12 protein-coding genes are annotated in these 14,674 nt (G+C 40.0%); 9 read left to right on the forward strand and 3 right to left on the reverse strand.

Going from position 1 to position 14,674, the window contains the following annotated elements:
• Positions 1–269: 269 nt before the first annotated feature.
• From tnpC to HG267_RS32945, 8 genes are all read left to right on the forward strand, one after another.
• Positions 270–1,742: an IS66 family transposase gene (tnpC, locus tag HG267_RS32910; RefSeq protein ID WP_045868690.1), complete on the forward strand. Its 1,473-nt coding sequence runs from the start codon at positions 270–272 to the stop codon at positions 1,740–1,742.
• Positions 1,743–1,772: 30 nt separating this feature from the next.
• Positions 1,773–2,519: a hypothetical protein gene (locus tag HG267_RS32915; protein ID WP_045871468.1), complete on the forward strand. Its 747-nt coding sequence runs from the start codon at positions 1,773–1,775 to the stop codon at positions 2,517–2,519.
• 150 nt (positions 2,520–2,669) lie between these two features.
• Positions 2,670–3,647, forward strand: a complete 978-nt coding sequence (locus HG267_RS32920) for a formylglycine-generating enzyme family protein (RefSeq protein ID WP_045871469.1) — start codon at positions 2,670–2,672, stop codon at positions 3,645–3,647.
• Between the two features lie 94 nt (positions 3,648–3,741).
• A complete protein-coding gene (locus HG267_RS32925) occupies positions 3,742–4,860 on the forward strand; it encodes a mechanosensitive ion channel family protein (protein ID WP_045871470.1) in 1,119 nt (372 codons plus the stop codon).
• Positions 4,861–4,998: 138 nt separating this feature from the next.
• A complete protein-coding gene (locus HG267_RS32930; RefSeq protein WP_052335244.1) occupies positions 4,999–6,903 on the forward strand; it encodes an aminotransferase class I/II-fold pyridoxal phosphate-dependent enzyme in 1,905 nt (634 codons plus the stop codon).
• A gap of 440 nt (positions 6,904–7,343) precedes the next feature.
• Positions 7,344–8,000, forward strand: coding sequence for a class I SAM-dependent methyltransferase family protein (locus tag HG267_RS32935; RefSeq protein WP_045871471.1), 657 nt, complete (start codon positions 7,344–7,346; stop codon positions 7,998–8,000).
• A gap of 209 nt (positions 8,001–8,209) precedes the next feature.
• Positions 8,210–9,433, forward strand: coding sequence for a glutathione S-transferase family protein (locus tag HG267_RS32940; RefSeq protein ID WP_045871472.1), 1,224 nt, complete (start codon positions 8,210–8,212; stop codon positions 9,431–9,433).
• A 195-nt stretch (positions 9,434–9,628) separates the two neighbouring features.
• On the forward strand, positions 9,629–10,633 hold the full coding sequence (locus HG267_RS32945) for an aliphatic sulfonate ABC transporter substrate-binding protein (protein WP_045871473.1): 1,005 nt from the start codon (positions 9,629–9,631) through the stop codon (positions 10,631–10,633).
• Positions 10,634–10,880: 247 nt separating this feature from the next.
• Here HG267_RS32945 and HG267_RS32950 read toward each other — a convergent pair whose 3' ends face one another.
• Positions 10,881–11,303, reverse strand: coding sequence for a GNAT family acetyltransferase (locus tag HG267_RS32950; RefSeq protein ID WP_045871474.1), 423 nt, complete (start codon positions 11,301–11,303; stop codon positions 10,881–10,883).
• 21 nt (positions 11,304–11,324) lie between these two features.
• Here HG267_RS32950 and cutA point away from each other — a divergent pair, with 21 nt between their 5' ends.
• Complete coding sequence (gene cutA / locus HG267_RS32955; RefSeq protein ID WP_045871475.1) at positions 11,325–11,642, forward strand: divalent-cation tolerance protein CutA; 318 nt, start codon at positions 11,325–11,327, stop codon at positions 11,640–11,642.
• A 259-nt stretch (positions 11,643–11,901) separates the two neighbouring features.
• Here the strand turns inward: cutA and HG267_RS32960 are convergent, their stop codons facing one another.
• Positions 11,902–13,329: an MFS transporter gene (locus tag HG267_RS32960; RefSeq protein WP_045871477.1), complete on the reverse strand. Its 1,428-nt coding sequence runs from the start codon at positions 13,327–13,329 to the stop codon at positions 11,902–11,904.
• A gap of 160 nt (positions 13,330–13,489) precedes the next feature.
• The gene (locus HG267_RS32965; RefSeq protein ID WP_045871478.1) at positions 13,490–14,542 is read right to left on the reverse strand and encodes an LLM class flavin-dependent oxidoreductase; all 1,053 of its coding nucleotides are present in this window, start codon (positions 14,540–14,542) and stop codon (positions 13,490–13,492) included.
• Positions 14,543–14,674: the final 132 nt, after the last annotated feature.

The following is a 14,674-nucleotide window of genomic DNA, read 5'->3' on the forward strand; positions in this document are numbered from 1 at the left end:
TTTAGGGAAAAGGGTCAATCAATTTTGGATTTTGGATTTTAGATTAACCCTATGCATGAATGCTGGGGAATCAATTTTAGATTGTCGATTTTAGGTTGAATTCAACATTTAAAATTTCAAATTCGGTAATAGCTAAAGGTTTTGCTTTCTCTTGTTATTTGTATTTCTAATAAGCTTAAATAAAATGGAAGACATGGCTGTTTTTATATGTAAGGATTCAGGTGGCAGAGTATTGACAAAGGGATCGCTTGAGGAGGAGTATCACAGATATGAACCAAAACCTGCCTCAAGATTTAGACCGGGAAAGCTTGAACCAGTTATCGAAACAAGAACTGGTAGAGATAATCATTGAGCAGAGCAAGGTAATAGGTGAATTACAGAAAACAGTATTAGAACTACAGCAAGAAATAGAACGTTTAAAAGTCAGCAGAGATTTAGACAGCAAAACCTCATCTAAGCCGCCATCAGGGGACATCCTCAAAAAGAGTGAAAACAAAAAAGCAGCACCGCAAGAAGAATCAAATCATCCCAAAAGAAAGCCAGGTGGGCAACCAGGGCATCAAGGTAAGACCCGTAAGGGTTTTGGTAGAGTAGATCGTTGTGAAATCTTACGTCCAAGTGATTGTGTCTGTTGTGGTCAAAAAGCGTTTGCGGCTGTGGCAGTAAAAGTAGAAAAACAGTCTGTAGCGCAACTAGTGGAGCGTCCCATTGAAATAGTTGAGTATCAACGCCATACGTGCCAGTGTGAGTACTGTGGCAATATACAAACAGCCTCCTGGTCACAAGATATCATCCCAGGACAGGATTTAGGGATTTCTTTACAGGCATTTTTAGGATGGGCAAATAATTATGCACATATGCCCTATGAAAAACAGCAAGAAATGTTGTGGGAGTTAGGTCAAATTGAAATTGGGCTGGGAACTTTAGTCACCACAAATGAACGAATTCAAACAGCGATTCAACCAAGCATTACTGAGTTAAGTAATTGGGTAAAACAGACACAACCTAACATTCATGTGGATGAAACACCTTGGTCTGTCAAGGGAGTTAAAGAATGGTTGTGGGTAGTTGCCAATTCTGAGTTTTGCCTGTTTACTGCTGCTGACACTCGTTCCAGAGCAGAACTAGAAGCCATTTTAGGGGCTAAATATACAGGGGTAATCAGCAGCGATGATTTTAGTGTTTACAATGGCTATGCGGTGCCTGAGCAGCAGAAATGTTTGGCTCATCTACGCCGTCACTTCAAAAAACTAATTCAACTTCCAGGTCTTCACAACCAAGCTATTGGTGAAGCATTTGTGGATTTAATTGATGAAGCTTTTGGAAATTATGCCCAATGGTTTGAGACTCTTGACTGCGCCAGTTATAACGATTGGGTCAATCAATTCAAATCTAAATTGCAACAAACACTTGATGACTGGATTAACTTAGCCGGAGCTACAGCAGGAAACCTTTTACGTTCCTTGCGCGATAAAGCCTCCCAATGGTGGTATTTCCTTGACAACCCTGAAGTTCCTCCTGATAACAATCAAGCCGAGCGATCGCTGCGTTTGGCTGTGACAAAACGTAAAGTTAGTGGTGGTTCCCGTTCGATGGAGCGGTTTCAACATACTGCCAATTTGTTGACGGTGGTTCAAACCTGTCGTCGTCAAAGTCTGTCTGTTATTGATTTTTTTGTACAAGCACTAATTGCTGACTCTATTAATTCTCAGTCTCGCCCTTCTCTAGTTCCTCAATTTTAGACCTGAATCCTTACGTTCCTACAAGCAGGGATGTATAATGGACTTCCCCTTGACGATCGCTCAACTGCTGAGGTGTTGGGTTCAGAACGTCCCCAGTTAGCAGAACCTCCATTTAATGAGAATAGTCTGGAAACTGACACATTCAGCTATACCTACTACCCAGGAGGATCAGAAATTCCTGAAGCAGTAGCACCCAATATTCGGACTCGTTCTTATGCTATTGAAGCAACTGTTGATTTCTCTGCTAAAGGAACTCCAAAAGGTGTTCTCTTGGCACATGGAGGACGCTTTGGTGGACACAGTTTCTATATTCATAAAGATCAGCTTTGTTACGTCTATAACTGGCTAGGACAACAGGAACAGAAGATTTCCTGTTCTCTCGGACAGTTCAGTAATGAGGTAAAACTCAAAGTTGAATTTGCCAAAAAAGAGACACTAGATCCCAAAGAAGGCGTTGCAAATCCAGAACTTGGTAGTAGCACTGTTGGAAATATCACCCTATCAATCAATGGAAAAACAATAAATAAATCTCTAATTGAGAATGATTTTGAGGAATATTCTGGTCAGTTCTTGACTCAACCAGGTAAGTTTGCCCTATCTGGAGAAGGATTCAACATTGGTAAAGATGCTGGTCAGCCAGTTTCTTCAGACTACGCAGAAGATATACCCTATGAGTTTGAGGGAGCGACTCTTAAAAAAGTCATAATCACTATCAAGAATGATGCTGAAGCACAAGATCCTGATAAAGAATTCATGGGTATGTTAATGCGTGACTAATCTCTTGATTTGATAGCATAGTCCTTAGTTTGCAATCAAAACTATCTTGTCAGGACTTATATTTAGGGGTAATTAATTCATAAATTGCCCCTAAAAAAAACAAACTTTACCTTTGACAAATATTAAAAATATCAAGAGAAATTCATTTCAATGATTTCAAATTCACAAGTATCTAAAAAAGCCTCCTCAAATCCTGGTAAGCCACCTGACAATGACATGGTATGGATTCCTGGTAACACCTTTAAGATGGGATCTGACAGCCGCAAATATCCAGAAGAAGGTCCAGTTCACACCGTAACAGTTAGCGGCTTCTGGATGGATAAGTATTTAGTCACAAATAAACAATTTCAAAAATTTGTCAAAGAAACAGGATACATCACTTTTGCTGAAAAGCCACCCAAAGCCGAACACTATCCTGACGCTACTCCCGAAATGTTAGTACCAGGGTCAGCAGTATTTATTAAACCAGATCGCCCTGTAAATCCCCAAACTTCATGCTGGTGGCAGTACGTCCCTGGTGCTTACTGGCGACATCCTGAAGGTCTAAATAGTTCCATTAAAAATCGAGAAAATCATCCAGTAGTGCATATCGTGTATGAAGATGCTCTGGCCTATGCTCAATGGGCAGGAAAAGAATTGCCTACTGAAGCTCAATGGGAATTAGCAGCTAGAGGTGGCTTAGAAGGAGCTACATTTGCTTGGGGGAATGAATTTATGCCCAAGGGTAAGGTAATGGCAAACATCTGGAAAGGAAGGTTTCCCTCAGAAAATCTCAAATCCCAACCGCCAGGGACAGAGGCTGTTGGTAGCTATCCTCCTAATGGCTATGAACTTTATGACATGATTGGCAATGTGTGGGAATGGACGAAGGATTGGTATCGGGAGCAACATCCAGAAAATCCGGCTAAAGCTTGCTGCACCCCCAAAAATCCTCAAGGGGGAACAGAAGAAGATAGCTATGACCAAAAAATATTACCCTCAATGCGGAAACCACGTAAAGTCCTCAAAGGAGGGTCTTTCCTCTGTGCGCCTAACTACTGCGCCCGCTACCGTCCCGCCGCCCGACATCCAGAAGATATTGATACCTCCACAAATCACATCGGTTTTCGCACCATTGTTTGCCCTTAGTTTTTTTGATGGATACGTTTCATTTAGCAGAATTCAAAAGTCATGTCATTTACTGATTGACATAAAAAATACTCCCCTACCTTTTAACTAATAGATGGAAGCACTTTGGAACACCTTGAAAAATCTCAACTACTCTGGCATACCCGTTGCCAAAATTGCTACTGTTATCGTTATCCTAACGCTGACACAGTTGTTGAGACGATTTTTTGTTGGAGTCGTTATTAAGAGCATTGAGCGTTTTACTAGCAAAACGAAAAGTACACTTGATGATGAATTGATAATAGTTATCAAGCCTTCTTTAAGTTGGCTGATTCAGATTGGTGCATTTTGGCTAATCAAGGAAGTTCTGGCAGAGAATTTAGGGTTGCAACTGAGCCAAACAATCGGTAAGACGCTCAATTTAATAGTTGTTTTTATAGTTGCATACATTGTTTACCGCAGCTCTTCTATTTTGGGTCAGTTAATAGCCAACATAGTGCTACACACCGAAACTGAGCTTGATGAATTGCTCAGACCTTTGATGCCGAAGATTTTTCAATCAGCAGCAATTATTATATTAACAATCAAGATAAGTGAGATATTTTTAGGTCAATCTGCGGCTGCATTGGTTGGTCTATTAGGTGGTGCTGGTATCACTTTAGGTTTGTTGTTAAAGGATATTGTCTATGATTGGTTTTGTACATTGATCATCTACTCAGATAATCTCTATCGAGAAGGTGACTGGGTGGGAGTATCAGGAGTAGATGGTTTTGTGCAGGTACTCAATATTGGATTCAGAACCACAACCCTGCATATCACTAAGTGGGGTTCAATTATGAAAATGCCCAATTCTAAAATGATTTCTGGAGTAGTTGAAAATTGGTCACAAAATCCTGGCAAAGAATTAATATGGGGAATTAATTTAATTTTGAAAATTGATGGTATCTCAGCACAGCAAACTGCCAGAATTTGTGATGCTATTCAAGAAATGCCTAAATTTATTCCTGGTTTTGCTCCATCATGTACGGTTCGGTTTAAAAAAATTGAAAATAATGCCCGTGTCATTGAAGTGATGGCATTCGTGAATGATGATAATCTCTATTTTGATGCTGAGAAAAACTTAAATCTAGCAATATTAGAATTGCTACAAAAAGAGGGGATTGATTTCTTATATGTGGAATTAGAAAGCAGCCCAGAAAAGTTTAAACAGAGTATGGCAGGCAGCAATAATTGAAAAAATTCCTACGCAAGACTGAACGTGGTAGAGACAGTTGATGAATAGCTTCTACCGGAAAATCAGGGTTTAAGCTATTGTTTGCCTAAATCTTGAATTCAAATAATTAGAAACTTATACTTCAGAAGATGATTCACAATGAAATTTAATACTATCCCAACAACAGACGAAGAAAAATCAGTGCTTAAATTTAATAAAAGCTTTAAAACTCCTGACCCAATTCCTCAAGAAGGTATTGAGCAAGCAATAAAATTGATGCAAAAGGGAAGACTTTATCGTTATAATTTTTCAGATATTTTGATCAATTATAGTAATTATAAGGAATTAAATGATCAAGATGATCAATTGGCAACTGAAGTAGCAAAGCTGGAATATGAGTTTAGTCTTTACACGAAACACAAGTATGTTGTTGCAGTTAATTCATGTGGAAGTGCTATCTTTTTAGCCCTGAAAGCAGGTGGGGTAAAGTATGGAGATAAAGTATTAACTAATGCTTTTACATTTACAGCAGTTCCTAGTAGTATTGTTCATGCTGGTGGAGTCCCTATTTACGTAGAGTGTAACTCTGCATATCTAATTGATATTGAAGATTTAAAACGTAAGATAGAAGCTCATCCAGACGCAAAGTTTTTTGTTTTGTCCCATATGCGAGGACATATATCAGATTTAGACACCATCAAACACATTTGCGAGCAAGCGGGAATTTATTTAATAGAAGACTGCGCTCATAGTTTAGGTGCTGAATGGGATGGAAAATTAGTAGGATATCATGGGGCAATTGCTTGCTTTAGTACCCAAAGTTATAAATTACTTAACTCTGGTGAAGGTGGGTTGATTGCCACCAATAACAAAGAATTGGCAGCTTATTGTATTCTAGCGGCTGGTTCTTACGAAAAATTGTACAAGAAACATCTTGCTCGTCCATTGGATGACAATATATTTGAAAAACTGAAGCCTTATGTTCCCAATTTTAGTTTAAGAATGAGTAACCTAACTGCTTCTGTCTTAAGACCTCAAATAAAATTTTTAGAAACCAAAATATCTCAAAACAGACAAAAGTATGATCGGTTAGTAGAAATTCTCAATTCTGTCAGGAATATTTATATTCCCTTGCCTTTAGAACAAGTTAAGCCTGCACCTGACAGTTTACAGTTTAATCTTTTGGGATTAACTTCAGCACAGGTTGATGAATTTGTTCAGCAAACTAGCAAGAGGGGTGTTGCAATCCAAATTTTTGGAAGAGACGATAATTCTCGCTATTACAAAAACTGGCAATACTCATTTACAGAATTACCCAATCTAGAGAAAACAGAATCGATTATTTCTTCGGCTTGCGATATCAGATTGCCATCAACTTTTGATTTCAATGATCTCAATTTAATAGGCTATATTATCAAAGATGTTATCTATAAAATCCTCAGAGAAGATAATCGTCAAGATTATCCAAATGGATTAACCGACTACTTTGAAAATATCGAAGAAGTAAGAGGAAAATATGATAATTGGGTATCATTTTATGACCAGGAACATTACGATAACGGTTGGACGATTTTACTCAACCATGTTGCTTACACTTTAATATCGTATTTAAAGAAAGACGATTTAATTTTAGACATTGGATGTGGTACAGGTTTATTAGGTCGAGAACTCATTTCTTACGGTTCAAAAAATCTCCAAGGTCTTGATATTAGCCAACAGTCTTTAGACATATTAAAAGACCTAGATATATACAAAGCTTTGCATCTGGAAGAGTTGGGTAGCACTCTTTCTTTTGCTGATAATACGTTTGATGCTTTAGTATCAACTGGGGTTTTTACTCGCAATCAAGTTCCTTTAGAAAGCTTTGAAGAACTGATTCGGATTCTCAAGCCAGGTGGTATTTTTGCTGTTGTTCTCAGAATAGAAGATGATGAGTTTTATTACAAACCTATCAAAAATTATTGTGCAATAAACATGTGGCAAGAAATTTTAAAAACAAGAATCAGTGTATTACAAAGCTGTAACCACGAACTAGTGATTTTGCGGAAGCAGAATATTTTGTAGATGAAATTAAGGTAAGGTAAAGAAACCTAACCGCCATGCTTCCTTAAGCGTCCGCCGTAACGCATAAGTATTATTTAAAACCTTCGGTTTTCTACTCCCCCCACGAGATCGCCCCTAAAAAAGCGATCGCATTTTTTTACTTAGCCAGTGCTTCGCAAGGAGGGTGAACAGTAATGGTTAACTCAATACAAGACTACAATTGATTCACAGCTTTTATTTAGAAACGATTTCTTAACAGATTTTCTTACTAAGTCTCCTGACTAAGATAAATACGCTCGCGGAACAGTATTGTCAGCAGACTTGATTTTGCAGCTACTTCTATGATACTGTGCCTTCATTGCAAAATACTGTTAATCGATAGATTTGCCGTAGTTAATTATTGTGCAGTGTGACAAGTACGCTGCAAAGCCACAGTTTGCAAGGAATGGGAATCACCCCTTATGCCAAAAGATTGGTTTGAATGGCACGATCTCTATAATACGGAAGCAAAATTACAACAACGCCTAGAAATCGTGCGGGAATACATCACCTACAGCTTAGATGCATCACCAGCCGGAAGAATCCGTGTAGTGAGTGTTTGCGCTGGTGATGGTAGAGATTTACTTGGAACCTTAGCAAATCACCCCCGCGCCCAAGATGTCTATGCAAGACTGGTAGAGTTAAACCCCAATTTAGTTGAACGTGGAAAAGCAACTATAGAATCATTGGGTTTAGCCAAGCAAATAGAATTTATCAACGGTGATGCAACTATCTCCGCTAATTATGTAGGCGCAGTACCCGCAGATATTGTGATTGTCTGTGGTGTGTTTGGTAATTTAGCTGATGAAGCTGAACTTAAACGCTTGCTAGATAACTTGAGTTTTCTCAGTAAAAAAGGTGCTTTTGTTCTCTGGACTCGCGGACATTCTAACGGTACTGCTTACTCTGATACTGTGCGGAAAGTTTTACAAGCATCTCAATTTGAAGAAGTTAAGTTTAAACTCACCGCCACTGGAGATATGGGAGTAGGTATTAATCGTTATGTTGGTGAAAATTTACCTGCACCGAAAGAGCAACAATTATTTGTATTTTCTGGCGTTCCCCATAAAGCTAGATAATTCGTAATTCGTAATTCGTAATACCCTACGGGAAGCGCAAAGCGCTACGTAATTAAATTGAGGGTTAGAGTCCTCAGTTGAAATCACCATTTATTACGTAATTACGAATTTTTAATCCCTTTACCCCTTCACCTTTCCCCCTTTCCCAATCCAATAGGATTGCTCTAAGTTTCGAGGTCGTCCGACATATTTTTAAATAGGTGTCAAAAATGGCTATTCAAGACGCTGTATCTAATTGGGAACAACTGTTAGAAACTGCTCGAAAAAATACCCCAGCGCGCCGGGTAAAGAGACCAGGACAGTCTCCATCTACTGCACCTATACCCAGCAGTTTGCATAAACTTCCCCCAGACACTCAAGCACCTGTTTTGTTATATCGAGATACTAATTCTTGGTGTCCTTTTTGTGAGAGAGTTTGGTTTGCTTTAGAAGAAAAAGAAATTCCTTTTGAGACAGAGTTTATCGATTTAAGTAATAAGCCAAAATGGTACACTGATTTAGTACCGACTACCCTTGTACCTGGTGCAAAAATTGAAGGCAAGTTAGTGTATGAATCTAAAGATATTCTCTTAGCTTTAGAAGCACGATTTCCTACACCAGCCTTACTTCCAGAAGATTCAGAAGAAAATGCTGTTGCTAGACAATGGGTAGAGGAATCAGAAACTAACGGTTTTAGAGATATTGCTTACAAATTCCTCAGAGAAAAAGTTACAGATGCTGATGAATTAGTTAAGTTACAAACAGAATTTGAAGCTAAATTAGATGAACTTGAACAAACTTTAGCTAAATATCCCGGCCCCTATTTTCTCAGCAGCTTTAGCTTGGTAGATATCCTCTACAGTCCCCATCTCGATCGCTTGGCGGCTAATTTACCAGTTTATCGACAGTATCATATCAAAGGTAATCCCCGTTACCCCCGAATCAACGCTTGGTTTGACGCACTCAATCAACGCCCAGCTTATCATCGGGTGAAATCGGATAATATCACCAACAATTTACTTTTACGCCGCAGATGGGGTGTAGAACCGATTGGGAATCCTTTACCCTTAGATCCAGCAGAAAGCGAAGCTATAGAGTTTCGTGCAGAAGCGGCGGAAAGATTGAGCGATAATCGAGAAAATGCGATCGCAGATATTTTGAAAAATTCTGGCGTTCAAGCTTTAGCTATAGATGGTGATGTTTCCGCAGTACAAGAGGTGGTTGATTTCCACCTGAGATTGCTTGCTGATTACCTCATCAATGGTAACGGTGAACCCCTACCAGGTGGACGCACAGGTGGTAAAGATAGTACTATCGATCCCAAGATAGCGGCAATTGGTGCAATTACCCTCGCCTATGTGCGAAATCGCATCTGTGCGCCCAGAGATATGAGTGCTGGTGCTGCAACTGCATTCCGCGCTGCTGCTGATAAGGTTTTGGCTTCTCTTTATTAATTTTCATCGGTGACGGGTATTTACTTGTCACCTTTTCAACTGCAAATATGATAACCCGTCGCTATATTTCAATACGGTTCAGTTAGCATTAAAACCATGATTTTACGTAGGTTGGGTTGAGGAACAAAACCCAACATTATCGCGGCTTTGTTGGGTTTCGCTATCGCTCTACCCAACCTACAATTATCTGCAAATATGAAAACCCGTCGCTATATTTTAATTGCGATCGCCACTTGTGTATTAACTTGGCTTTTAGCCTTAGCTGGCTGTAGTTCGCAAAATACCTCACAAAGTAAAGTTTCTCCCGTTGCACAACCCTCTGCTAGTTCACAGATAAAGGTGATTAATATCGGTCACCAAAGCGGTACACCTGGACTAAATTTGCTGAAGGCGCAGGGATTATTAGAGAAACGCCTAGCACCAGAAGGTATCCAAGTTAAATGGATATCCTTCCAAGGTGGGCCGCCAATGATGGAAGCAATGGCAGCTGGTAGTGTTGATATTGGCAACGTAGGAAATCTACCGCCTGTATTTGCTCAAGCTGGTGGTAATCCCATCCTCTATGTAGCGGCGACGGGTTCAAATGCAGGCGCTCAAGCTATTATTGTACCTAAAGATTCTCCTATTAAAACCCTTGCCGATTTAAAGGGTAAAAAATTAGCAATTCAAAAAGGAACAGCACTACAATACTTTGTCCTCAAAGCTTTAGAAAGTGCAAAACTGACGCTAAATGATATTCAACCTGTTTACTTAAAAATTCCCGATAGTACCACAGCATTTGAAGGTGGTAATGTCGATGCGTTACCTATTGGCGATCCTTATTTGGCTTCTAAAGAATTAAATGGTAGCGTGCGTGTATTAGTTAGAGGTTCTGATGTCGCACCTCAACGCGCTTTTTACATTGCCACAGAAAATTTTGCTAAAAATCACGCCGATTTAGTCAAAATTGTTTTAGAAGAACAAACAAAAGTAGAAGATTGGGCGAAAGCTAATCCTATTGAAGTTGCCAAACTTTTGGCAGTAGAAACTAAATATAAGCCAGAGGTTTTGGAATATTCTTTAAAAAATCGTCCTTATTTTGGTGTCTTTGAAATGAAGGATGAATATATTGCTGAACAACAACAAGTAGTTGATTTGTTTTACAGTCAAAAGCTGATTCCTAAAACATTTCAAGTTAAAGATGCTATTTGGAAACCTTAAGTAAGTTTAGTCATTTGTCATTCGTCATTCCTCATTGGTAATACCAATTCAAATAATGTTTGCGACACATCAATATATTCTAGAGGGCAAGGCAGTGCCTTGCCCCTACAATCTGTCGCATTCTTTTTCAAATTGGTATAAAGATTTCAAGCTCATTTATATTTCTTAATACAGTTATATTGATTTCTACGACTTCCTGAATAAGATGATATATTTAGCTATTCACACAACAAAATCTTGTTACTAATTACAAACGTTTGCCCATACTTATAACATCATCTATTTTGAATCCTAAATGCTCATAAAATTGAATAACATCTTTATTGGAATTACGGATCTGGATGTTAATTTTTGGGCAGTTCAATAACTTGAGTTTAATAGTTGCTTGCTCAACCATATACTTACCAATACCTTGTCGTTGATACTCTGGTGTTACAGCTAAATAGTTGAACCAACCACGATGGCCTTCATATCCTGCCATGAGAGTGGCAATAACTTCATCTTCAATTAACCCAACAAAGAATAACTCTGGTTGTACTTGCACTTTAAGTTTAATATCTTGTTTAGGGTCATTCCAAGGTACTACTAAATTACACCGATACCATAAATTAATTACTTGTTCTTCATCTGGCTCTTGATAGGGTCGCAGCAATAAATTTATATTTTGCATTTTATAGTAAAATATTTTTCTATGAAACTATATTACATCACCTTAAATAATACAGATGAAGCTCGCCAGATTGGTCGTGCTTTGTTAGAACAAAAACTAGCTGTTTGCGTTAATTGGTTCCCGATTACCTGTGCTTATATATGGCAAGGGGAAATTACAGAAGAGCCAGAAGTCGTGCTAATTGTCAAAACTCAAGCAGGTTATCGCCATGAAATTGAACAATTAATTAGCCAGCACATTAGTTACACTAACTTCATTGCGGAGATATCACCGACTAATATTAATGACAAATTTTTAGCATGGTTGAATGCTGAGGTTCCCATACGTTATTCAGAGTAAACATTGGCGATGAGCAGCAGTGAAAAAAGTATTTAGAGTACTCCAAGTAAAAAAATGCTCAATTGTCATTGCGAATGGAGCGAAGCGGAATGAAGCAATCGCAAGGGCTGAGATTGCTTCTCTGCGAGACGCTACGCGAACGCTACACTCCGTTTCGCTCGCAATGACAGGTTTTGGATCGTTTATTTTTTGGAACACTCTTATTGAAAATTTTAGAGCAGAAATTTAGAAGCTACATTTGCTCATACGCTGGGGGAGTTCACTGACTTTGATTACGTAATCTCAACACAGAAGTAGCCGCAGCAATACAAAGAATTAGCGCTGCAAACCGAAAGGTAGCTTGGAAGCCTGTGACGATCGCATCCGGAGGAGCCACAGATACATCTGCACCTGCTGCTACACTGGCGATTAAGCCGCCAAACACTGCACCTATCAGAGAAACGCCTACAGTATTACCGGATGTGCGTGATAAAGAGAGTAGTCCCGAAGCAATCCCTAGCCTTTCCCGAGATACTGCACTCATAACAGTGGTGTTATTGGGCGATTGAAATAAACCTAGCCCAATACCGTAAATAAAATAACGCGATATATAACCCAACTCAGTAATTTGAGCATCAAAGGTACTGATACCCAAACAACCACCAATCATCAATCCCAGCCCCAGGGAACTAATTAATTTTGCACCAAAGCGGTCTGCAAGTATACCAGCAAGTGGAGCAACTAATCCGCTAAGTATAGGCGAAAAAGCTAAGAGTAACCCAACTTTTACTGTTGGGTAGTTCTTCACTCGCTCTAAAAAGAACGGGGTAATGAGTAGTGAACCGCCAATTACGGTGAACGCTAGCCAGCCACTCAGCAAACTCATACTCAGCTGAAGATTGCGGAATAGGTGCAATTCTAATAATGGTTGCTCGAGAATAGCTTCTACTACCAGGAAAGTGATAAAGCTGAGGGCTGCGATCGCAAGTAATACGATGGTGTTAATACTGCTAAAGCCTTCACTTTGCCCAAAGGTCATACCTAACCCAAAACTACCCAGAGTCCATAAAGCTAATAAGGCTCCTAAGGGGTCGAATGTTTGTTTGCTTTCACTAGGGGTAGATGGTGGTACTAACCGCGCCATAAGGAAACTAGCTATGATCCCCAAAGGGACATTGATCAGGAATATACTATGCCAACCTGACAAGTTCAACAGCAACCCCCCAGCAGAAGGGCCAAAAGCAATCCCCAGTGACACGACACTCCCAATAATGCCAACCGCCCGACCTCGTTCGGAAGCTGGGAAGACTTCTGTGATAATTGCCAAACCAAGGCCAGAGATAAATACTGCACCAAGTCCCTGAAGTGCCCGAAAGCCAATCAACCACTCAATGCTAGGTGCAAGGCTACACAACAATGAACTCAAGGTAAATACAATCACCCCTGCCTGATATAGGGGTTTTTTGCCCCACATATCCCCTAGACGAGTTGCGCCTAAAACTAAACCAGAACTGACTAACTGATAACTCAATACAGCCCACTGGGCCATAGGAAAACTAGTGTGAAAGCTTTGCACCAAAGTGGGTAATGCCACATTGATAATGCCCACATCTAGGGTAGACATGAATACACCTAATCCGACACCTAACAAAACCCAAGATTTTTGAGAGGTGGATAAAGTCAGAGATTGTATTGGCAGTTGGGACAATATTTAGTCTCCTTGTGTAGATGGTTGGGGGTTGGGGATTGGGGACTGGGGATTGGGGATGAGAGAGATGAGGGAGATGAGGGGGATGAGGGGGATGAGGGAGAAATAACTAATGACCAATTACCCATTACCCATTACCCATTACCCATTACCCATTTTCCTATACAGGCTGTAAATGCCTTACACGTGGCATTATTTCTTCGGCAAAACGGGTCATTTCCCGTACAAAAGGATTGAATTGCAGCATAAATGTATCGATACCTGCATCAGAAAAAGCGGCAATTCTTGTAGCAACTGTATCATAGCTGCCAACTAAGCCTGCGGCTGTGCCTCCATTACCACCAACGGCGGGATTTTTAGCGAAGAGTCGGAACATGACTGCATCTGGATCGACACCTTTCGCTACGCTTAATTTTAAGTGTTCTTCCTGTTTCTGGAGTTCTGTAAGTCGCTGGAGTTCCTCTTGGGCTTCTGCGTCGGTAGGTCGAGCAATGACGAAGGCTGATAAACCAAAACGCACTGGTTGAGGTAGCAATCGCGGACGGCTCAATACTTGTTTAATTACCTGACGTACATCTTCGATAGGCTGACCGTTGATAAAGTATATATCTGCTTGTTCAGCCGCTAAAATCTGGGCGGGATCGGATGCACCTCCCAAGTAAATTGGGGGATGTGGTTTGGCGATGGAAGTAGGACGTAAGCTTAAATCTGTGATTTTGAAATATTCTCCCTCAAAGTTAACCTTTTCCCCACTCCACAAAGCTCTGACAACTTTTAACCATTCGCCAGAATAGCGATAACGTTCATCATGGGGAGGAAAGGGAATATTGGTACGTTCCATTTCTGGACGAAACCAAGCGCTAATCAAGTTGATGGCAAAACGTCCGCGACTAATTGCATCTATCCCTAATGCCATCTTTGCTAGAACAGCCGGATGGAATAGTAAAGGTTTAATGGCGGCGATAATTTCAATTTTTTCTGTCGCCTCAGCTAAAGCTGCAGAAGCAGTCCAAGTTTCTAGCTGCTCTAACTCTAAACTGCGTGGGTTGGCGAGATGCTGTGCCACCAAAGTTGTAGCGTATCCCAAGCGTTCAGCTGCTAAAATTAGCGATCGCGATCGCTCATAACTTGCATCGATGGGTTCTTCTTGAGTATCTAAAGGGCCAAAGTTACCACCAACAGGTGCCCAAATACCATAACGTGGTCTTGACATGGTGAACTCCAAGTTAATTGGGGAATGAGGAGATGAGGTAGGGGAAATACTGTGTTGGATTATTTTATAATACGGTAAATTTATCGAGTTAGTGTATTATATTGAAAGTTGCGATCGCTTCCTAATGATCGC

The organism is Tolypothrix sp. PCC 7601 (assembly GCF_025677855.1).
In the GTDB taxonomy this organism is placed as follows: Bacteria; Cyanobacteriota; Cyanobacteriia; order Cyanobacteriales; family Nostocaceae; genus Aulosira; species Aulosira diplosiphon.